General features: G+C 56.3%; 19 protein-coding genes. All 19 read left to right on the top strand.

Annotation, left to right across the window (positions count from 1 at the left end; all coding sequences use genetic code 11):
• Positions 1 to 21: 21 nt before the first annotated feature.
• Positions 22 to 873: a glycosyltransferase family 2 protein gene (locus tag ABVQ20_RS12605; RefSeq protein WP_354459824.1), complete on the top strand. Its 852-nt coding sequence runs from the start codon at positions 22 to 24 to the stop codon at positions 871 to 873.
• 81 nt (positions 874 to 954) lie between these two features.
• Complete coding sequence (locus tag ABVQ20_RS12600) at positions 955 to 1,827, top strand: FkbM family methyltransferase (RefSeq protein ID WP_354459823.1); 873 nt, start codon at positions 955 to 957, stop codon at positions 1,825 to 1,827.
• A 45-nt stretch (positions 1,828 to 1,872) separates the two neighbouring features.
• Positions 1,873 to 3,294 (top strand): lipopolysaccharide biosynthesis protein, encoded by a 1,422-nt coding sequence (locus tag ABVQ20_RS12595; protein ID WP_354459822.1) that lies wholly within the window; start codon positions 1,873 to 1,875, stop codon positions 3,292 to 3,294.
• 219 nt (positions 3,295 to 3,513) lie between these two features.
• Positions 3,514 to 4,731: a hypothetical protein gene (locus ABVQ20_RS12590; protein ID WP_354459821.1), complete on the top strand. Its 1,218-nt coding sequence runs from the start codon at positions 3,514 to 3,516 to the stop codon at positions 4,729 to 4,731.
• Between the two features lie 381 nt (positions 4,732 to 5,112).
• Positions 5,113 to 5,841 (top strand): glycosyltransferase, encoded by a 729-nt coding sequence (locus ABVQ20_RS12585; RefSeq protein ID WP_354459820.1) that lies wholly within the window; start codon positions 5,113 to 5,115, stop codon positions 5,839 to 5,841.
• Between the two features lie 25 nt (positions 5,842 to 5,866).
• A complete protein-coding gene (locus ABVQ20_RS12580) occupies positions 5,867 to 7,039 on the top strand; it encodes a glycosyltransferase (RefSeq protein WP_354459819.1) in 1,173 nt (390 codons plus the stop codon).
• 638 nt (positions 7,040 to 7,677) lie between these two features.
• Positions 7,678 to 8,637, top strand: coding sequence for a glycosyltransferase family 2 protein (locus ABVQ20_RS12575; RefSeq protein WP_354459818.1), 960 nt, complete (start codon positions 7,678 to 7,680; stop codon positions 8,635 to 8,637).
• A gap of 10 nt (positions 8,638 to 8,647) precedes the next feature.
• Positions 8,648 to 9,103: a hypothetical protein gene (locus ABVQ20_RS12570; RefSeq protein WP_354459817.1), complete on the top strand. Its 456-nt coding sequence runs from the start codon at positions 8,648 to 8,650 to the stop codon at positions 9,101 to 9,103.
• A 451-nt stretch (positions 9,104 to 9,554) separates the two neighbouring features.
• Positions 9,555 to 10,037, top strand: a complete 483-nt coding sequence (locus tag ABVQ20_RS12565) for a hypothetical protein (RefSeq protein ID WP_354459816.1) — start codon at positions 9,555 to 9,557, stop codon at positions 10,035 to 10,037.
• 188 nt (positions 10,038 to 10,225) lie between these two features.
• Entirely contained in the window at positions 10,226 to 10,726 is a 501-nt protein-coding gene (locus ABVQ20_RS12560; protein ID WP_354459815.1) for a hypothetical protein, read from the top strand.
• Positions 10,727 to 10,848: 122 nt separating this feature from the next.
• The gene (locus tag ABVQ20_RS12555; protein WP_354459814.1) at positions 10,849 to 11,655 is read left to right on the top strand and encodes a tyrosine-protein phosphatase; all 807 of its coding nucleotides are present in this window, start codon (positions 10,849 to 10,851) and stop codon (positions 11,653 to 11,655) included.
• Positions 11,652 to 12,422 (top strand): polysaccharide biosynthesis/export family protein, encoded by a 771-nt coding sequence (locus tag ABVQ20_RS12550; protein ID WP_354459812.1) that lies wholly within the window; start codon positions 11,652 to 11,654, stop codon positions 12,420 to 12,422. The genes ABVQ20_RS12555 and ABVQ20_RS12550 overlap by 4 nt, the downstream gene beginning before the upstream one ends.
• Positions 12,423 to 12,471: 49 nt before the next feature.
• Complete coding sequence (locus tag ABVQ20_RS12545) at positions 12,472 to 14,850, top strand: GumC family protein (protein ID WP_354459811.1); 2,379 nt, start codon at positions 12,472 to 12,474, stop codon at positions 14,848 to 14,850.
• Positions 14,738 to 15,997 carry a tetratricopeptide repeat protein gene (locus ABVQ20_RS12540; RefSeq protein WP_354459810.1) on the top strand — a complete coding sequence of 420 codons (1,260 nt, stop codon included), beginning with the start codon at positions 14,738 to 14,740 and terminating at the stop codon, positions 15,995 to 15,997. The genes ABVQ20_RS12545 and ABVQ20_RS12540 overlap by 113 nt, the downstream gene beginning before the upstream one ends.
• Positions 15,994 to 17,313, top strand: coding sequence for an O-antigen ligase family protein (locus ABVQ20_RS12535; protein WP_354459809.1), 1,320 nt, complete (start codon positions 15,994 to 15,996; stop codon positions 17,311 to 17,313). Before ABVQ20_RS12540 ends, ABVQ20_RS12535 begins: the two co-directional genes overlap by 4 nt.
• Before the next feature lie 297 nt (positions 17,314 to 17,610).
• The gene (rfbA, locus tag ABVQ20_RS12530; protein WP_354459807.1) at positions 17,611 to 18,492 is read left to right on the top strand and encodes a glucose-1-phosphate thymidylyltransferase RfbA; all 882 of its coding nucleotides are present in this window, start codon (positions 17,611 to 17,613) and stop codon (positions 18,490 to 18,492) included.
• Positions 18,493 to 19,047: a dTDP-4-dehydrorhamnose 3,5-epimerase gene (gene rfbC, locus ABVQ20_RS12525; protein ID WP_354459806.1), complete on the top strand. Its 555-nt coding sequence runs from the start codon at positions 18,493 to 18,495 to the stop codon at positions 19,045 to 19,047.
• A 10-nt stretch (positions 19,048 to 19,057) separates the two neighbouring features.
• Entirely contained in the window at positions 19,058 to 20,128 is a 1,071-nt protein-coding gene (gene rfbB / locus ABVQ20_RS12520) for a dTDP-glucose 4,6-dehydratase (protein WP_354459805.1), read from the top strand.
• A complete protein-coding gene (gene rfbD, locus ABVQ20_RS12515) occupies positions 20,125 to 21,012 on the top strand; it encodes a dTDP-4-dehydrorhamnose reductase (protein ID WP_354459803.1) in 888 nt (295 codons plus the stop codon). Before rfbB ends, rfbD begins: the two co-directional genes overlap by 4 nt.
• Positions 21,013 to 21,139 lie beyond the last annotated feature (127 nt).

Below are 21,139 nucleotides of genomic sequence, written 5' to 3'. Positions count from 1 at the left end.
GCCGAAACGGACGAATTTAGATTGTCGCGCGTAGCAATTTTGATCGCTTGCTATAATAGAGCAAGTATGACGCTCTCCGTATTGGAGATGCTGAAACAAGCGTCGGCGTGCGCGCCTGGTCACGAGATTAAGGTTTTTTTGCTTGATGATGGATCTACGGATGGTACCGGCGATCTGGTCAGAGAGAAATATCAAAATGTCAAAATTATCCAGGGAACAGGCAGTCTATTTTGGAATCGGGGCATGTGTGCAGCATATACTGCTGCTGCGTCTTCCAGTTCAGAGTGGGATTCATACGCATTAATGAATGATGATTTGGTCACAACCCCGGAGATGTTCTTAGAAATCCTGGAGGCTCATCTTCGCGAGAATAGAGTCAGGCCTTCCATAATGGTTGGTTCCATAGAATCGCCAGAGGGCGAGCTTTTGTATGGTGGGTATTTTCGGCTAAGTTGGTTCTCCCCCCTTAATATAAAAAGAGCCCAGCCAAATCCGACGGCTCTGACAAATGTCGACACTATGAACGGAAATCTCGTCTTCGTTCCTGGCGCCATCATGAATCAGCTAGGCGGCTTAAACCCGGTGTATCATCATGCCTATGGAGATATCGATCTTGGATATCGAGCGCGTAAAATCGGCTGCGATATATTATTATACTTTAAGGTGGTAGGGGCAACAAGCAAGAATAAAGATATTAGGAATATCCTTCTGCCTTTATCTATTGCTAGTAGAATTAAATACTTGTTTGGATATCCAAGGGGAATTTATCAATATTGTTCATTTGTATTTGACCATGGATGTAAGATTCTTTTGCCTTTATACTTAGTTAATACAATATTAAATAGGATAAAGATGTCAATTTGGCTTTCTTAATTATGTATTTTGATATAATTAATTTTTATACGATGGGTAGCGCGATTATTCCTTCTGTATTTCTGACAATGGAGTGAATACATGCAGAAAATTCTTGCAGCCCTCGGTGCTTTTGCTGCACCGGCGGCATATTTCGCAGGTCGGGCAATAGGAAGCCCCGCTCTCTCCGCTCTCTCCGTTCAATTGGATCATCACTACTTGCGCGGGTATGCGTCTAAGTTGCAGTCGGAGAATGTCAAATCTGAAATGTTCAGCCGATTTTCGCAAGCGGCGAAGCTTTGTGCATCTGGAAAGAAGGCCATAGATAACGAGTTAATCAAAGTATTTCCCATGTCGCATGGGCAATTGCTCCAAGATGTAGTTTGCATGGTTCTCCATGAAGGGAAGCGCGATGGCTATTTCGTGGAAATTGGAGTGGGCGACGGAACGAAATACTCGAACACGTTGATGTTGGAGCGCGATTTCGGTTGGCGAGGAGTTCTTGCTGAGCCTGCGGCAATGTTTCACGATAGCATCAGTAAGTCGCGAGCGGCTATCCTGGATCGGCGCGCGGTTAGTGACAAAACCGGCGATACTCTTGTATTCCAGCAGGACAATGAGGTCGGTGAGTTGTCGGGCTTTGCCGGTGCTAAAGAGTCAATAATCGGGAAAGATATATCGAGATACATCGTTGATACCATAAGTTTCGATGATCTAATGGATGAGCATGGTGCACCGAATGAGATAGATTACGTATCCATAGATACGGAAGGGTCTGAATTGCTTATTCTTGATGGAATGTCAATGAAGAAAAGGAATATATCATTTATAACTATTGAGCACAATTTTAGCAGGAAAAGAATTAAGGATTTTGATACATTTTTCTATAAAAATGGTTACAGAAGAATACTTAAAGAATTATCTCAGTTTGACTGCTGGTATGTCATTAATGGTTTTGCTGATGACGTTTATTAGGGGGTCGGCGGCTATATTGTGGTGGTTTTTCATTAATTTAGATTTTTGTATTATTTTAAATATATGCCTGTGAATAGCATTCGCCGCGGCACTATCCGCTTCGAAGCCGGCGGTCTTGCCCGGAACACCCTGTTTGCCCTCGGACAGAGTCTGGCGGTGGCGATCTGCTTGTTCCTTTCGTACAGGTTGGTGGTTGCCCATGTTGGCCTAGAGCGTTTTGGCGTCTGGTCGCTGCTTCTTGCTGGCTCAGCTATGGTTCGCATTGGCGATGTTAGCGGCGGTGGCGCGCTAGCGCGTTTCGTCGCGGAAGCTTCGCGAACTAGCGATCCTAGCCGCCCGCGCGACGTTGTGCACACGGTGATCCTAACGAGCCTTGCTTTTAACGCCGCAATCGCTCTCGTTTTGTGGCTCGGCGCACCGAGCGTTCTGCCGCTCATCGTGACGCCGTCCCACCTAGCTGAAGCACATGCGCTCGTGCCTTATGTCGTCGCGTCGATGGTGGTCGGAGCGCTCGCGGTCGCGGTCAGTTCAGGAATCGACGGAACTCAGCGTGCCGATCAGAGGGCTTTGGTGACCATTGTTGCATCGCTGGTTTTTCTCGGGGCATGTGCCTTGCTCGTACCGAGCTACGGCGTCCTTGGCTTCGGCGCAGCGCAAGTCCTGCAGCAGACAACAGTGCTGGCGCTAGGTTGGCTTGTACTGCGTCGGCATATTGCCGACCTCGGCTGGCTACCGTTGCGGTGGCGGCGCGATGCTTTTACCGAAACCTCAACGTACGCCCTGAAACTGAACGCCATAGGTGTAGCTGGCATGCTATTCGAGCCTCTGGCTAAGTTCGCCTTCAATCATGCTGGCGGGCCTGCACTCGTGGCGCTATACGAGCTAGCCGCGCGCCTCGTCGTACAGGTGCGAGCGCTCACGGTCTCAGCAGCTACGCCTCTTGTGCCGGCCTTCGCCAGGGTCAGTGTCGCGGATCCCAACTTCAAGCGCATGTTGGAGAGAGCGACCCGGATCGCCGCTTTCGCCGCAGTTGGTACGACAATTGCCACGCTTGTCGGCGCGCCAGTTATGAGCCTCATCGTGCTTGGGCATCTTTCGCCCGAACTTCTTGCTATGAACTCTGCGCTGACAGCCGCATGGTCTATCAATATCCTTGTCGTGCCGATCTATTTCGCCGCGCAGGGAGTTGGCGTTTTGCGTTGGAACTTTGTAAGCCACGCCGCCATCGCTCTATCGACGGTGTTTGGGGTGTTTCTTCTGGTCCCGCCATTCGGCCCGGCGGGACTTATCGCCGCAATCGTCGCAGGCGTCATCTTGAGCATGATCATCGTGCTATTTGGGAATGCCCATGCCTTGGGGGTTGTAGGTGTGGTGAGGGGGCTCTGGCGAGAGTTGTTGGGAGCAAGTGCTCTCATCGTGCTGCTCAGTTCGATAGCGTACGCTGTCGCCACCTTGTCCGCAGGCTGAGATGATTCCGTTATGGTTCACGCCACTGCAGTCGAGCCTCCCAGTGAGGCTGACTGCTGACGAAAGCTCTGATGTAGACTAGGTAGGGGCGATAAAACGGAAAGCATCACCTCGGTAAGAAAAAGACTTTAGCTACCCCGCCAATGGTACCTTATCGGATAGGATCGAACGTGCGGCTTGAGACTGAATGGAAGATGGTGAAAATTTGGATTGCGCCTAATGAATAGGGGGTTCGCGATTGTTTTTGTCGCGATATTTACTTTTGGATCGGTTGGCGTCGGTCTTTTGAAGGAGTTTGGGTTCCTAGATTATTCATTCTTTGTAAGAGACGTTACGCTTACTTGGGATTACAGTATAGCTGCGTCGATGTGTGTATTTTATGCGTTATTCGTATTTGTATTTCGCTGGTGTTTAGGTTTGAATTTCTCGATTAAGCAGTCTAATATTAGAATTGGCGCAAATCCAATTGTTGGAAATAACGTTGTTGAGGCGGCGACCGTTTCCATGCTTGTGGTCGCCGGCCTTTGGATATGGCTATTCTATGCGGATCAGATGGAGATGACGTTAGTCGGGCGTCATTCAGGAAATGCTGTAATACCTCGCGTCGGCTTGGTTTGTGGAGTTTTGTTAATTCTAGTTTCTTCCAGATTTGCCTTCTCCGTAAGGTACCCTTTGTTTGCCTTTGCGTTATTCTTCTCTACGATTTATCCAGCAATGACGGCGAGCCGTGCTGTGGCTGTCCCTTTTCTGGCGGTTGCAACGGTTTCGTGGCTTCACAAGAGGCGTGCTGAAGCAGTTGTGTTTGGCTGGTTGGCCTTGGTTTCATTGAACCTGTCATTCACAACTCGTAGCATTCCATCGTTTTGGGGCTTTTGGCACGGCTTTCAGGATACGATTTTCTCCCTAGAAGCGCTCAATGCTATACCTTGGATAACCCAGGCCTCATTTGCGGGCCTCGATACTATTGTTGTGTCTCAGTGGAGAATGGGCGATCTGAGTTTTTCGTCGCTAATCCGATTTTTGACATATTACTCCCCAATGCCGTCTGTATTTCTAAGCGAGAGCTTGTATAGCAATAGCCTCAGCGATACGTTGGGTATATCCCGGGTCGCTGTGGGTATAAATTATGATATATATTCAGAGCCGCTGTTCTGGTTCGGTTATTCGGGGGTCGTTCTTGGGCCTTTTTTTCTTGCGCTGATGTCGTGTGCGCCTTTCCTTGCGTTGCGGATTGCATCGCCACTTGCCGGTAGTCGTTATCAAATCCTAGCTGTCCTGCCAGTTGCGTTGATGCTTATAGGCGGGCAAGTGTTCGCCATGAGGGCTGGCTCCCGGGCTGTTTGGCTAGTGATTCTACTTTGCTTGTTGTATCGAGCGCGCTCGTCGTGGATTGCCGGCCAGCATAGCAGGCGGGCCCGCTCGGAACGAGTTCAATAAGTTATGCCCAATGTCACGATTTTGCAGCCGGTTGTCCCGGCTTATCGCCTCGGCTTCTTTGAACGGCTTGCCGAGAGGTTGGGCGCTGGCTTCAGCGTCCACGCGTCTTTCGAGGACCTGGGGGCGTTGACTGACCGCGACGCAGTTCCTAGATGGGAGCGCTCACTTGGCCCGACCAAAAGGATCGGCCCGGGCCTTTACTGGCAAAGGGGGGCTCTAGCTGTACCATTGGCTAGGGGAGATATTGTAGTCATTTCCGGCGCTCCCCGCAGCCTGACAAACATACTTCTGCTTTTGAAGGCCAAGCTCCTTGGAGTTCGGACTGTATGGTGGGGGCACCTATGGAGTGCGACGAGCAAGCCATGGCGTGCCAGGTTGCGAATGCTGGTGATGCGGTTGCCAGATGCGATCCTGTTTTACACAAATGAAGAGATGACCGAGTATCGGTGCATACAGCGAACCCGCTCTCAGTCAGTCTTTGCTCTCGATAATGGTATCGAAACTGATGACATCGTTCGTTTGAGGAAACCATATCGTTCTGAGCATCGCACACGCGATCTGTTTTTCATCGGCCGGCTGACGCCAAAGGCTGGCCTAAGCCTCCTCTTTGAGGCACTGGCGCAACCAGACTGCGCTGGCGTTTCGCTCGATATAGTCGGAAGCGGCGAAACCGAGCTGCACTTGCGCTCACTTGCAGAGAGTCTCGGTCTGTCGGATCGCGTGCGTTGGCATGGTTCTACGACGGATGAGATGAGGATCGCGGCGATTGCCAACCAGTGCAGGCTATTTGTGTATCCGGGAAGTGTCGGATTGAGTCTTGTTCATGCACTCTCATACGGGTTGCCGGCAATTCTGCACGAGAACCGTCGAGAGCACATGCCGGAATACGCGGCGTTCAAGACCGGCGTTAACGGGTTGAATTTTCCGAGCAACGAGGCATCGGGTCTTTCGCAGGTGATCTCTCGGGCTTTGGGGGATTCTGAGCGTTTAAACAGAATGTCTGCCGCTGCTGTGCTCACGACCACAAATGCCTTCAACAGTGCTGTCATGGCTGAGCGATTTTGCGCGATGGTTGAAGCGCTGACTCGCGACGACGTTAAGGGCCGCTGAATTTGCGCCGGATGTCCATAGGTAAATGAACGCAATCAGGGTGGCATTTGTTACGGCGAGCCTGTCACGTCATGGGGCGGGCGTGGCCGCAGCAGTCGAGTCACTCTCGGCCGCCGTTGCAGCTCGGGGCCTCGACGTTCGCGTGTTTGGATCGAATGATCCCCTTTGGGAAGAAAGCGGCCCGGGCACTTGGAAAGGGGCAGAAGCTCTCGTTCTCCCAAGCTTTGGTCCTGCATCGTTCGGCTATGTGCCGCGATTGGTCACTGAGCTCCGAAAGTGGAACCCGGATATCGTTCATACCCACGGTCTCTGGATGCATCATTCGCGAAGCGTCTTGCAATGGGCACGTCAAACTGCAAAACCCGTGGTCGTGTCGCCACACGGGATGTTGGCGCCAAGGGCACTCGCCTTCTCTCCGGGAAAGAAACGGCTGAGCCGATGGCTCTATCAGGATTCCGCCCTGCGGCAGGCTCGTGTCCTTCATGCGACCAGCGCTGCGGAAGCTGAGGAGATTGTTGGCTTTGGTCTCAAGCAACCAATAGCGGTTATCCCGAACGGAATTGATCCTTCTGAAGATGAGCCAGCTCAACTCTCCGGGGATGCCGATAGACCTCGGGTCATATCGATCGGCCGCGTTCATCCTATAAAGGCTTTGGATCAGCTCGTTAAAGCGTGGGCAATGATCGAACCTGATTTCTCTGGATGGGATTTGAAGATTGTTGGGCCGAGTGAACTCGGTTACGCAGATCAATTGCAAGACCTCGCGAAGTCGCTCAATTTGAGGAATGTCGAAATCTCCGGCGCTGTATTCGGCGGGCAGAAAATCGATCTTCTCAGGCGCGCGGAGCTGTTCGCTTTGCCCAGCCTAACTGAGAACTTCGCGCTCACAGTGGCGGAGAGCCTGAGTTGCGGCACGCCCGTGATCTCCACCAAAGGCGCTCCATGGGCCGGGTTAGTGGCACATGGTTGCGGGTGGTGGATTGATCATGGTGTGGATGCGATGGCAACGACATTGCGGAGCGCCATGTCGCTTTCCGCGGACGAACGGCGGGCGATGGGCGCGCGTGGCCGAGAATGGATGGCGCGTGATTTTGGATGGGACAAGATTGGGCGTCAGACAGCGTCGGTCTATCGTTGGCTCGTTGAAGAAAATACAGATCGGCCAGAGTGCTTTTACAAGCGAGACCAAGGGAAATGAATTCAGGAAAGACGTCTGTCTGTAAGTGCCGGGAACCCGAAAAGTTGCGAGAGAAATGGCACTACCCAAATTAGAACGCCCCGGTCTTTCCGATAAATTCGCGCGATTGATATGGCGAGCGGTTTGGCTGCTTCTCTATCGGCCATCTCCGGTTCCTTGTCATTTTTGGCGCCGCTTCCTCCTGAGGCTGTTTGGTGCCCGGATTGGCGCCGGTGCCCACCCATATCCAAGTGCGCGCATTTGGGCCCCATGGAATCTGCTTATGGGGCGTGATAGCTGCCTGGCAGAGGGCGTCGAGTGCTACAATGTTGCGCGCATCCGGCTTGGGGAGCGTGCAATCGTAAGCCAGAGGTCATTTCTCTGCACGGCAAGCCACGACTACGACTCCGGCGATTTTGCACTGATTGGTGCGCCCATCGATCTGGGCGATGATTGCTGGGTTGCGGCGGAGGCCTTCATTGCTCCGGGCGTGATGATTGGAGCCGGCTCGGTCGTCCTGGCGCGGGCGGTCGTGACGCGTGACGTGGATCCCTGGTCGGTTGTTGGTGGAAACCCGGCCAAAAGGATCCGGCCGCGCCGGCGGGACGGGAAGGCGATGGCAAAGCCATGATGTCGATTGCGCGGCGGCGCCACGGTTGATGCAAGAAATTCACGCCATCATACTGACCTATAACGAAGAAAAGCATATCGAAAGGTGCATAAGAAGCATTGATAGTCATTGCACGAGCATTACCGTTGTCGACTGCGGATCAACGGATCGGACAGTTGATATCGCCAGAAGGCTCGGCGCATCCGTCATCGGCAATGATTGGGTGAATCACGCCACCCAAGTCAATTTTGCAATCGACCATCTCTCCAACTTGCCAGGTTGGTTGCTTCGGATCGACGCCGACGAAGTCCTCGAGACGCCACCAGAGCCGCTCGCGGTACTGGCCGAAAGGGTTGCAAGCGATGTGGACGGCATATTGATCCGCCGTCGAATCTATTTTCTGGGCTCTGCCATCAAGCGCGGCGGCATCGAGCCCAGCTGGCAGCTGCGGCTCTGGCGCAACGGGCGCGGCCGGTGCGAGCAAAGGTGGATGGATGAGCATATCGTCGTTGAGGGACTGACCCAGAAATCGGACGTCGTCATCTCGGATATCAATCTGAACTCCCTGACCTGGTGGACGGAAAAGCACAATGCCTATGCCTCCCGGGAAGCCATAGATATTCTGGCCCGATCTCATGGCTTCTCCGGAATGGACAACCGACAGGAGAGGGGAGGCAGGCTTGCTCTTCAGGCAAGAGCCAAGCGGTTCATCAAGAATTCTGTCTATCTGCGAATGCCCACCGGGCTTCGTTCGGCGCTATACTTTCTTTACAGATACATCGTTCGCCTGGGCTTTCTCGACGGGCGGGCTGGTTTCTATTTCCATGTCCTGCAGGGGTTCTGGTATCGCACCCTGGTTGATGCCAAGGTCAGCGAAATCATAAGCGAGTCCGCCACGGAAGGTGTTTCCATTGTGGAGGCTATCAAAAGGAAAACCGGCATCGATCCGCTGTCCGGCCAGCGCACAGGCGGTGGTCAGGCCGGGGAGGGGCGTCGCTTGAAGTCATGACGGGGCGGTTTTGTCTTTCAGAAAAATAGGCCTGCTTGCACTTGTGGTGTTGGTCTTTACCGTGGGTTTCATGGCCATCATCATGCAACAGAAAGGCGCGCCGCCGCCCCCTAAACCCGTTGCCGTCGTTCAGCCCTTCGACGGCAAGCTCAACATCCAGGCCATCGATGACCTCCGCGTCGGTGGCCGCAAGATCCTGCTCTGCGGTGCCGCCTTCACGAAGCCGCAGGCGTTGCGGCAGCTGATCACGCAGGCGGCGCGGCGCGATTATCAAGGGCTTGCGGTCACCTGCAAGCCGGTCGGCGCCGGCACGCCTTGTGACGGCAAGGTCGCGTCCAGGTTCGGTGATGCTCTTGTTGTGCAATGTCTGACGCCGGACGGTGCGGATCTGGCTGCAAGGCTCACCCAGGGCGGCATGCTGTGCGGCCAGCCGGCACAGGCGGGCGATGCCTACAAGCCGTGCTGACCAGGCATCGGCCTGATTGCCCCGGGCTTCGCTGGTAGCCCGTCAACGGGCTGTGTGCCTGGGTGCGGGATGGGGACGGGCGAGCGCCCTTGTCATCAGTACAATACAATGTAATTCGCATATGCACGGCAATGCCGTTGTTTTGTCAATTTCGGAGAAATACACATAAACAGTGGCGTATAGCTCTCGATAAGCCTTCGATTGATTACAATCACGTTGACATGATATTCTGAGTTGATTTTGAATGAGTTGGAAGTTCGTAACCAAAAATCAGAAATGGTCTATTCGGTCCGGCTAAATTACTGTAGTCATTGAGGCACGCAGAGGTGAAAAATCGTCTCGCATGTGCGAAATGGGTTGGAATTAAGGTCAAAAGCTGTTACGGGCTGATTTAGGTACCTTTGATTTGGGCGGGTCTGAGGGTACGCAGGACAATGAGGATCCAAGACAGATGAACCTTGTTATGAAAAGCGCGCTGGCCGGATTTGTCGCTACCGTTGCATTGGTTCCGGTTTCGTCATTCGCCGAGGAGGCGGCATGCAGCTGCGCGACCGCCTACCAGGGGTCGGCAAGCGCGATCGGGTCCATTCTGCGCGTCGATGGCGACGTGATGGTGGCGCAGACGGCTGGTTATGGTCCTGCCAAGGCGGGAAGCGCCCTGGATTTCGGCAGCCGTGTCGTGGTCGGCCCCAAGGGGATTGCATCCGTCCGTGTCGGCGGCTGCAATCTTGATGTGCCGGCGAATTCGACCCTCGATATTTCCCGCGTCGAGAACAACATCTGCCTCAGGGTCGTGGGCTCGGAGCATACGGCCGCCATTCCGTCGAATGGTGGTGGCGGGTTTGGCCCGCCGGAGATGATTTTTACGGGCGCGCTCCTCACCAGTGGCGTGCTTGCGGCAACGCAGGATGATGGCAACGGCGTCAGCCGCTAAGGTATAGGGTCGCGGCCACGGAGCTGTTCTGGCTTTTGTGGGGCGCGGTCGCGACGCCTGGATTTGATGGGGTTGAGTATTTCGGCGCCGGGCAATGTGGTTTATCTGGTTCGTTAACCATATCGCTTTAGCTTTTGATTGGCGCGATGTGGTTTGCCCTGGCGGGGCGGGGTTCTAGAGGGGTGGGCATGAAAGTTTGTCATCGGCTTGGGGTTGGCTTCGCCTTCGTGGCAGTGATCGCCGGCGCTTCTTTTTCGGCATCTGGCAGCGCATTCGCGCAGGCTGCGAAGTCGTGCTCCTGCCTCGCGGCGATGCCCGTTACCGGCAGCGCCGTCGGCGCGATCACGCAGGTCAGTGGCGATGTGCAGATGTCCCAGGCCGGCGGTTACGCGCCGGTGAAGGGCGAGGCGCCGGTTTATTCGGGCGCGCGCATCATGACAGGGGCGCAGGCTTCCGCGTCGCTGAGCGTCGGCGCGAATTGCGCGCTCGATGTTCCCGCGAACGCGACCGTGATGGTTGATCCGGTGGAGGGTGGCATGTGCGTGTCGCTCAATACGCCGGAAGCCACGGTCGTGCCTGCCGGTTCGGGGCCTGGCCTAGTGCCGGTTCTGCTGGGCGGTGGCGCTGTCGGCGGCGCGGCGGCACTGATCCTCAGCCTGCACGATGACGACAATTCTGTCAGCAGGTAGCCGGAGCTGACGCCAGTCGTCTTGTTGATTTTGTCAAATGCGTCATTCGCCATCGCGGGTGACGCATTTGTCTTTTGCCGGGGTGGAATGGCTGCCTTGTCTCGGGGCAGCGAGAAACGCTAATGATCGATCTGCATTCCCATATCCTGCCGGGCCTCGACGACGGTTCGCCAAGTCTTGCTGAATCGCTCCAGATGGCGCGGCAGGCGGTGGCTGATGGGACGACCGAGATGGCGTGCACGCCGCATATCACGCCGGGCATTTATGAGAACGCAACGGCGAACATCGCCCGCGCCGTTCAGGCCCTGGAACAGGAGTTGCGCGGTGCCGGCATACCGCTTGTGCTGCATGTCGGCGCCGATGTTCATGTAGCGCCTGATCTTCCCGAGCGATTGGCTGAAGGCTCCGTGCCGACGTTGAACAGCTCCCGCTATTTTCTATTCGAGCCGCCGCATCATGTTCTGCCACCGCGCCTGGAAGAACTTGCCGCGCGGCTCATCAATTCCGGCTTCGTCCCGATTCTTACCCATCCCGAGCGCCTGACCTGGATCAAGGCCAATTACGATGTTGTTGAAAGATTGAACGCGGCAGGCTGTCTTATCCAGATTACCGCCGACTCAGTTATCGGTGCTTTTGGACGTTCGGCACTTTACTATTCGGAAAAGCTGATAGACGAAGGTAGAGTGGATATTATTGCGTCGGACACCCATGGTGCCAGGCGGCGGCGGCCCGGCCTGTCCCAGGCGGTTGTCGCCGCGGCGAAGCGATGCGGGGAAGATGAGGTCTACAATATGGTGGTGAAGCGCCCGAACGACATATTGGCGAACCGTCCGCTTGAGCCCATTGGCAAGGCGCATGCGAAAACTGGCGCAGCCAAAGCTGGGCGCTTCGCGGGATTGGGGCGGTTGTTCAAGGGTGGGTCGGTATGATCGGCGCTTGCTTCACGAAACGCCTGGCAGTGGCCGCGCTCCTCGCATTGTCCATGTCGGCTTGCTCAAGCACCTCGTCAACGCCGACATCAAGTTCGGTCGATGCGCTGCAACTCGCGTCAACGTCGACGCCGCTTTCGGGTGGGGGAGCCCTACGGGTCGTCAAGGACCTGCCCGCGCCGCAAAACACCCAGAATGGCAGCGAGCAGCCCTTGTCTCCAAACGATGTGCTCGAAGTGAACGTATTCCAGGTCGATAATCTGAACAGGACCGTCCAGGTCGATGCCAGCGGGCAGATTTCCCTTCCGCTCATCGGAACGCTGACCGCGGCGGGGAAGACCGTCCGGCAGCTCGAGAAGGAAATCGAGACCGCCTATGGCGCCAAGTATCTGCAGTCGCCCGATGTCACCATCTTCGTCAAGGAATCGATCGGCCAGCGCATAACGGTCGACGGCGAGGTCAACAGGGCCGGTATCTATCCGGTGTCGAGCAATGCCTCCCTGATCGATGCTGTGGCGCTTGCTGGGGGCTTCAATAACGTCGGCGATGCGGCGAAGGTCTTCGTCTACCGCAATATCGGTCAAAATACGCTGGTGGCGAATTACAATGTCGAGGAAATTCGTGCCGGCAAGAACCGTAATCCGCGGATCTATGGCGGCGACAAGGTTGTTGTGTTTGCCTCGAAATCCAAAATTGCTCTGAACAACCTCAAGGACGCACTTGGAGTTGCATCAAGCGCCGTAAGAATTGGCGTTCTTGCGCCATAGTCCGCGCCGCGGCCAACTCGAATTTATGTAACCCAGGACCGCCCGCACTATGCTCGATCGCAACAGTCAGCATCAAATCGCAGGTCCCGGACACGGTCAGGCTGTGTCCGCGGATCTCTATTATGATGGAGCGCAGAACTATAGCCCGTATGGCCGCGACCATTCCGATCAGGACCAGGGGTTCAATCCGCTCAGGCTGCTTTTCTACGTTGTTCAATATCGATGGCTGATTGTCATGATGGCCGCCGCCGGGCTCGTGGCCGGTGTCGTCGTGACCATGATGCAGACACCGAAGTATCAGGCGACGACCCAGCTGGAGGTTCTGGTCCCTTCGGCAAAGGTTTTCCAGGACATCGAGGTGGTTTCCGAAAACAGTGACGTGCGGGCCTTCCTGACCGCGCGTGAAAAGCTGAAAAGCCGTGCGCTGGCCCAGCGCGTGGTCTTCCAGTTGGGCCTGAGCGAAAAGCCCGATTTCCTGTTTCCGACGCCGGACTTCTCGCTCAGCAATATTTTCTATCGTGCCTTCGGGATTTCCAAATCGGCTTCCGTCGAGGAAAAAACGCCCGAGCAGCGCGAGACCATTGCGATCAACCGCATTCTGAATGATCTGACCGTCAATCTGGTGACCAACACCAGCCTGCTGTCGATCACCTTTGTCGACCAGAAACCGAAATATGCAAGTGACGTCGCCAACCAGATTGCGCAGAGCTTTATAGATCAGCGTGTCGACCAGACCAGCGAGACTTCCGATCTGGCGCGGCAGTTCATCCAGGAACAAGTCTTGCAGGTCAAGCAGAAGCTGCAGAAGTCCGAGGAGGAACTGGTTGCGTACGCCAAGGATGCGGGTATCACGATCACCGGCGATGACAAATCGCTGATAGGCTCGAACATCGAGGCCTTGAACACTGCGCTTGCCACGGCAATCCAGGACCGTCTCGATGCCGGACGAGTGGTGGACCAGATAGACAAGGGCCGCGGCGCAAGCCTGAGCCCGGTTCTTGAAAGCGTGGGTCTGCAGAAACTCAATGAAAAACTGGCGGATCTGACCAGCCAGTATCAGCAGAAGCTCGGGATACTGAAACCCGGCTTCCCGGAAATGCAGCAGCTGCAGTCGCAGATCAAGGAGTTACAGCGCCTCTATACCAACGGGGTCCTGGCGATTACGGATTCGCTGCGGCAGAAGTATCAGGAAGCGCAGAACAAGGAAGCCGACCTAAAGTCAAAACTCGCTGAGATGGAAAAGCAGCAGGTCGTCTTCAATGACAAGAACATCAAATACACGATCCTCAAGCGCGAGGTCGATTCGAACCGGTCGCAATACGATAGCCTCATCGCCAAGCTGAACGAGGTTGGCGTCAGCTCCGAACTCAAGACACAAAGTGCTGCCATCGTTGATTTCGCGACCCAGCCGGAGCGACCCTATTCACCACGCCTGAGTATCAATCTGGCCATTGCGCTGGCGCTGTTCATGGCGCTGAGCGCCTCGGTCATCTACATCATCGAGCTGTTGAACAACACCTTCACCAATCCCGAGCAGATCGAGAAGGAGCTCGGGCTGGCGATGCTCGGCATCTTGCCGATGGTCGATGACCGGGAGGTTGCGGCCAGCATCGCCGACCAGAAATCGGGGCTGTCGGAAGCCTACCGTTCGCTGCGCACGTCCCTGCAGTTCTCGGGCGCGGAAGGCGCACCACGATCGCTGCTGGTCACAAGCTCGGAGCCATCGGAGGGAAAGTCGACCACCTCGTTCAAGCTCGGCCAGGATTTTGCGGCTCTGGGCGCCAGGGTTCTCCTTGTCGACGGCGATCTTAGAAAGCCGAACCTCCATCGGCTGTTCGGCCTCGACAACACGATGGGCCTGAGCAACCTCCTCACCAACACCGTCCGCAAGGAGGATCTGGCAGGGATATTCAGGGCAACGAAATATCCCAACGTGGCTGTTTTGACCTCGGGAACAATCCCCCCGAACCCTGCCGACCTGCTGTCGTCACCGAAGATGGCGTTGATCATCACCAATCTTGGCAAGCGCTTCGACCTGGTCATCATCGATGCTCCGCCGGTAGTGGGGCTTTCGGATGCTCCCATTCTCAGCCGGCTTGCCGAAGGCACATTGATGGTGATCTCCACCAATCAGGTGACACGAAAGTCGGCGAAGACAGCATTGAAGCGTCTGCGGGCCGCAGGCGCTAATGTTGTGGGCGCCGCGATGTCCAAATTTTCCGTCAACAAGTTCGATTACAACTACGCCTATAAGTATATGAACTATCAGTATTACGAGTACGGATCGAATACTCCAAGGATTGAGGGCAAAGTCGATGACGGAGCAGACCATGCCGCTCATGCAAAATCTCCGGCGCTCAGGCGTTTTGTTCGTCGCATTCGCTCTGGTATTGGTGGCTTCATCGATCGGGCTAAGTCGATTTCTTGAGACCGAGACGCCTGCCGTTTCCCTGGCGCTCAATCCTCTGAACGTCGACGCGCTGATAGGTGAGATCGCTGGCGAACTGAATGACACAAGCAAGGCGCCTGATCTCGAGGCGTTGGCTACCAGGGCCGAGGGTGCGCTTCGCTTTGATGTCGGGGATGCGCGTCTCTACAGCCTGCTTGGCGAGATCAAGTATCGGCAGGGTGAAAGAGATCAGGCTTATGAGCTTTTCGACCGGGCTCGAAAGCTTTCCAAGACAGAAATACACGCGTTGCAGAGGTCGATTGGCCGTTCGGTTGAAACAGGCGATCTGTCAAAGGCCGTCGGCGAGATCGATATATTGCTGCGGCGCTGGCCGGACAGGTTCTCCGCCATCGCTGACGGGTTGCCGCTGATCCTCTCCAATCCTGGCGGCTACAAGGCAGTGCTGACGGCCATTACGGCGGAGGCGCCATGGCGAGCCAGCCTGTTCGCGTCCCTCGTCAAGACGCCGCAAGGACTCGATTCCGCGAATCGGCTGCTGCTCGATCTGACAGCGTCGGGCGCGCCGCCAAAACCGCGCGAGTTGTCCACCGTGATCGGCGGCTACATTCGTCAGAAACAATACGAGCCGGCATACCGGCTGTTTCTGTTCAGCCTGTCCGAGCAGGAGCGGAAATTGGGCGGATATATTTTCAATGGTAGCTTCGAACCCGTATTCAGTGGCAAGCCTTTCGACTGGCAGGTTCGTGACCAGTCGGGAATGGACGTCACCTTTGCAACATCCCAGGAGGCCGTCGAGGGCGAGCAAGGGGTGACAATCAGGTTCTTGAACACCCCGGTCAAGAACTCCGCCCTGCAGCAGTACATCGAATTGCCGCCAGGCTCCTACAAGATATCGCTTATCGCATCCGCGCGGAATCTGAAGCTTCCAAAGGATTTGTTCTGGTCGATCAGGTGTGTGGACCCGGCCGGCGAAATGGCGCGCTTCAAGATTCCCGAAGGCACCTTCAATCGCCAGACTCTAAGCCAGGATTTTTCGATTGGGCCGACTGCGTGCCCCATGCAGTTGTTGAGGCTGGAAACCGCCGCCATCGCCGAGAGCTGGCGGTATCGATATGTCGGCACATTGATCATGCATAAATTGAACATCGAGAGAATTTCGTCGTGAGCGAGCGGGCGTCGGAATGGGATAAATATCTCCTCGGCTCGGTTTTGTTTGTCTCCCTGCTGATTGGTGGGGGCACGGCAAGTGGCCTCTATACCGACACGCTGATCGAGATCATGGCGATCGTCACGGGGGCCGTGGTGTTTTCCCGGACACCGAGCCAGGGCGCTCCCAGATTTGCCGTGTGGTTGCTTTTCTTTGCCGGGGCGTTGCTGGTGCTTCAGGTTGTCCCGCTGCCCGCTGCCTTCTTCAGCCACTTACGGCCGGATTTTTTACTGGGCAATCCTTGGCTGGCCGGAGAAACCCGATTTCGGTTCGTCAGCGTGGGAGTCGGGCGAACGATAGAATGTCTGCTTTATCTTGTGGCATCGTCCGCCTTCTTCCTGAGCGTGACGCGTTTGCGCATCGAACAGGTTTATGGCCTGCTGCCGTTCTTTTTCATGGGCGTCATCTGCAACGGCCTGGCAGGGGCGATCCAGTATTCGCTCTCTAATGACATCGCCATCAAGGGATTGTTGCCTTTTACGATCAATGCCGGGCTTTTTGCCAATCAGAACCATTTTTCGGCTCTGCTTTTTGTTTCGATCCCTTTTGTCGTCTATTATGGTTTGTTCCGTGGGCACCTCGTATCTGGTGCGCTTGGACTGGTCACGCTTCTGCTGCTGCTTTTAGCCGCCGGGTCGCGTGCTGGCGTTCTCATCGGACTGGCGATCACTATGATATCCGTCATTTTTCTGGCCGCGCGCTCCAGGATAAGTGGGCTGGGCATCCTCGTGCTTTTCATCGGCCTTTCGATCTACACGATTGGCGCCTGGACGAAGATCGATGCAAAAGTGATTGATCCGGCTTTCGGGCGCGCCGAGTTTGCCCGCACCACCATCGATGGGATCAAGGAAAACTGGGTCACCGGTATCGGCTTCGGTAACTTCCAAAAGGCATATCAAGTATATGAAAAAGAGGGGATGATCTTCAGTTCGTACGTGAATCATGTCCACAATGACTATCTGGAAATAGCCTTCGAGGGCGGGATTCTTGCCGTTGTGTTGATGGCGATTTATTTCATGTTTCTTCTTGTTTCATATGCCGGAATTCGCCGTGAGCCGCTTCAGAAGGCGGCATTTCTCTCAGTATCTTTCCTACTTGTCCACTCGCTCGTCGACTATCCGTTGCGCACCGCCGCACTTGCGATGACGTTCGCCTATATGAACGCCATCATCTTTCATCGAGGATTCGCGGACCGCTCGAGTCAGAAGAGGGCGTTGATGGAGATCGATCACAATGGCGATAAGCTGTTTGTGCCGATCGGGGCCTCGTCTTAGTCAAAATGCTGCCCTTGTCGATCTGACAATTGGTGGCCCAACTACGAGCTCACCGATGTCCTCCGCCTGTTCAACTGGGAATCCGCGGAAACTCGTGCACTCGGTGATCAGCTTTATCCATCCGGCGGTTCGAGGATCTGCGGCTTTGTCTTGCATTCGCACGGTTGCTCCGTCCCGTTCTCGCCAGGGGTAATCCCGGCCTTTGTTCCTGCCCAAGATTGACAAGCCGTTCCGCGAAACCTAAGCAACGAGCAGCTTGTGTCAGGGCTGGGGCCACGACGATCCAAGGAGAGCCTGTTGAAAGGGATTATCCTTGCCGGAGGCAGTGGGACCCGGCTCTATCCGTTAACATTAGCGATATCCAAGCAAATCCTTCCGATATACGACAAGCCGATGATCTACTATCCGCTGAGCGTGTTGATGCTGGCGGGGATCCGCGAGATTCTTATCATCTCAACGCCGCGCGATTTGCCGGTTTTCCATGATCTGCTTGGCGACGGTTCGGAGTTCGGGCTCGAGTTGTCCTATGCGGAGCAGCCCCATCCCAACGGCTTGGCGGAAGCGTTCATCATCGGCCGCGACTTCATCGGCATGGACAGCGTGTCGATGATCCTTGGCGACAATATCTACTTCGGCGAGGGTCTGTCACGGCTCTGCCGAACCGCGGCTTCGCGCGAAAGCGGTGCGTCGGTATTCGCCTACCATGTCGATGATCCGCAGCGTTACGGCGTGGTCTCCTTCGAAAAGGGTACTGGCCAGGCGCTGACAATCGAGGAGAAGCCGCGGCAGCCAAAGTCCAACTGGGCCATCACGGGCCTCTATTTCTACGACAATGATGTCGTCAATATCGCTCCGACGATCCGGCCGTCAGAGCGTGGCGAGCTCGAGATCACCGCGATCAACAATGTCTACCTGGAACGTGGGCAGCTGCAGGTTCACCAGCTCGGCCGCGGCTATGCATGGCTCGACACCGGCACGCATGACAGCCTGCACGAAGCCTCGTCCTTCGTGCGAACGATCGAGCATCGTCAGGGTATCAAGGTAGCTTGCCCCGAGGAAATTGCCTTTGAACAGGGCTGGTTGACGGCGGACAAGGTTCTGCAACGTGCCGATCGCCTTGGCAAGAACGACTATGCCGCCTATCTGCGCCGGCGTGTCATCGACCTTTCGGAGGGCTAGGTGCTGGAAGTCAGGCCTCTTGGTCTCGACGGCGTGCTGGAAATCATGCCGAAGCGGTTCGGCGATGCTCGTGGGTTCTTCGTCGAAACCTATAATGCCCAGCGGTTTTCGGAGGCGGGCATCGACCTGCATTTCGTCCAGGACAATCACTCCTATTCCGCCGCTGCGGGCGTGCTGAGGGGGCTTCATTATCAGCTCCCGCCGCGCGCGCAGGACAAGCTTGTCCGCGTCATCCGCGGCAGGATTCTCGATGTTGCGGTCGATATTCGCAAGGGCTCGGGAACCTTTGGAAAATGGGTGGCGCTAGAGGTCTCCGCCGAGAAAGGCAACCAGATCCTGGTGCCCAAGGGCTTCGCGCACGGCTTCGTGACGCTCGTGCCGGACACCGAGGTTCTGTATAAGGTCACCGACACCTATTCGCCGGAGCATGACCGGTCGATCCGTTTCGACGATGCCACCATCGGCATCGACTGGCCTTCGCTGGCTGGCGGCTTTCAGCTTTCGGACAAGGACCTCAGGGCGCCAACGCTCGACGCCACCGAGGTGTTCGCATGAGGAGGGCGACATGAATTTCCTGGTTACCGGAGGCGCCGGCTTTATTGGTTCGGCCGTGTGCCGGCATTTGTGCGCCAATCCAGGCTACAACGTCACCAATCTCGACAAGCTCACCTATGCGGGAAATCTTGCCTCGCTGCGGCCAATCGAGAATGCGCACAATTACCGGTTCGAGCATGCCGACATTTGCGATGACAGGAGTGTCCTCGAGATACTGCATCGCCACGACATCGACATCGTGATGCATCTCGCCGCCGAGAGCCATGTCGATCGGTCGATCGACGGGCCGGGCACGTTCATCGAGACCAACATTGTCGGGACTTACCGGCTGCTCAACTCTGCGCTGCAATATTGGCGCGGGTTGTCCGACGAGCGAAAAGGCCGCTTTCGCTTCCATCATGTCTCGACCGACGAGGTGTTCGGCGATCTGCCTTTCGATAGCGGCGTCTTCACCGAAGAGACGCCCTATGCGCCGTCCTCGCCCTATTCCGCGTCAAAGGCGGCGTCCGATCATCTGGTTCGCGCCTGGCATGACACCTATGGCCTGCCGGTCGTACTGTCGAACTGCTCTAACAATTATGGTCCATTCCATTTTCCCGAAAAACTGATCCCGCTCGTCATCCTGAACGCGCTCGACGAGAAGCCGCTGCCGGTCTATGGCGCGGGCGCCAATGTGCGCGACTGGCTTTTCGTCGAGGACCATGCGCGCGCCTTGGCGATGGTCGCGACGCGTGGCATGGTGGGCGAGAGCTACAATGTCGGCGGCGGTTCGGAGCGCACCAACCTTGAGGTGGTGGAAACCATCTGCGATCTTCTCGACCGCAAGCGGCCGCGCGCCAGCGGCAGGCGCTATCGCGAACTCATCACCTTCGTGACGGATCGCCCCGGCCACGACCGTCGCTATGCGATCGATGCGTCCAAGATAGGCCGGGATCTCGGCTGGACGCCGCGGGAAACCTTCGACAGCGGCCTTGCCAGGACGGTCGACTGGTATCTCCAGAACGAGTGGTGGTGGGGGCCGATACGGCGCGAGCGTTACGCCGGCGAGCGGCTGGGCGAAGCGCGAAAGGGCGCCGCGTGAGGATTGTCGTCACCGGACGAGAGGGGCAAGTCGCCAGAAGCCTGCTGGAAGCCGCGCAACTGCGGAAAGGCGTGGAGGTCATCGCCGTCGGCCGGCCGCAACTCGATCTGGCGAGGCCTGACGGCGTGGCCGAAGCGCTCGAGGCGTCTCGGCCGGATCTTGTCGTCTCGGCCGCTGCCTATACGGCGGTGGACCAGGCGGAGGACGAGCCCGAAGCAGCCTTTGCCGTGAATGCGGTCGGCGCCGGCAAGGTTGCCGAGGCGACAGCGCGCCTTGGCGTTCCCATCATTCATCTGTCGACCGACTATGTCTTCGACGGCACTGCCGACCGCGCCTATGTGGAAACCGACCCGACCGCCCCATGCAGCGTCTATGGCGCCTCCAAGCTGGCGGGCGAACAGGCAGTCGCGGTGTACAATCCTCGCCATCTGATCCTGCGTACGGCATGGATCTACAGCCCGTTCGGCAAGAATTTCGTGAAGACCATCCTGCGGCTCGCCACCGAGCGGGACGAGATAGCGGTGGTGGCCGACCAATGGGGAAATCCGACGTCGGCTCTGGATATCGCCGACGCGATCCTCTGCGCCGCGGCGATGCTTGGCGGTGAGGGGAGCTTCAGCGCGTTTGGCACCTACCATTTGGCAGGCACAGGCGAGACAAACTGGAGCGGCTTTGCGCGCTGCATCCTTGATACGAGCAAGGCGCTTGGTGGGCCTAAGGCGCGGGTGCGCGATATCGCCACGGCAGACTATCCGACTCGTGCGCAACGCCCCGCCAATTCGCGGCTTGCCAGCGCAAAGTTCGCAGCCACGTTCGGGTGGAGAGCGCCGGATTGGCGCAAGTCGACGGACATCGTGGCACGTCACATTTTTAACCGCAGTTAGGCTGTTATCGAATCGGCCTCCTCATCACCGAGGCGGCTATTCAATTCATCCAGCTCAAAAAGCTTGGCCTCCGGCTTGATTTTTGGACGCGCCGAGAGTGTGGGATGACAATGACTGCGTAAGAACA

This window comes from Mesorhizobium shangrilense, assembly GCF_040537815.1.
Taxonomy (GTDB): Bacteria; Pseudomonadota; Alphaproteobacteria; order Rhizobiales; family Rhizobiaceae; genus Mesorhizobium; species Mesorhizobium shangrilense.
The sequence above is the reverse complement of the archived record's forward strand: the minus strand, read 5'-3'. Positions and strand labels throughout refer to the sequence as shown.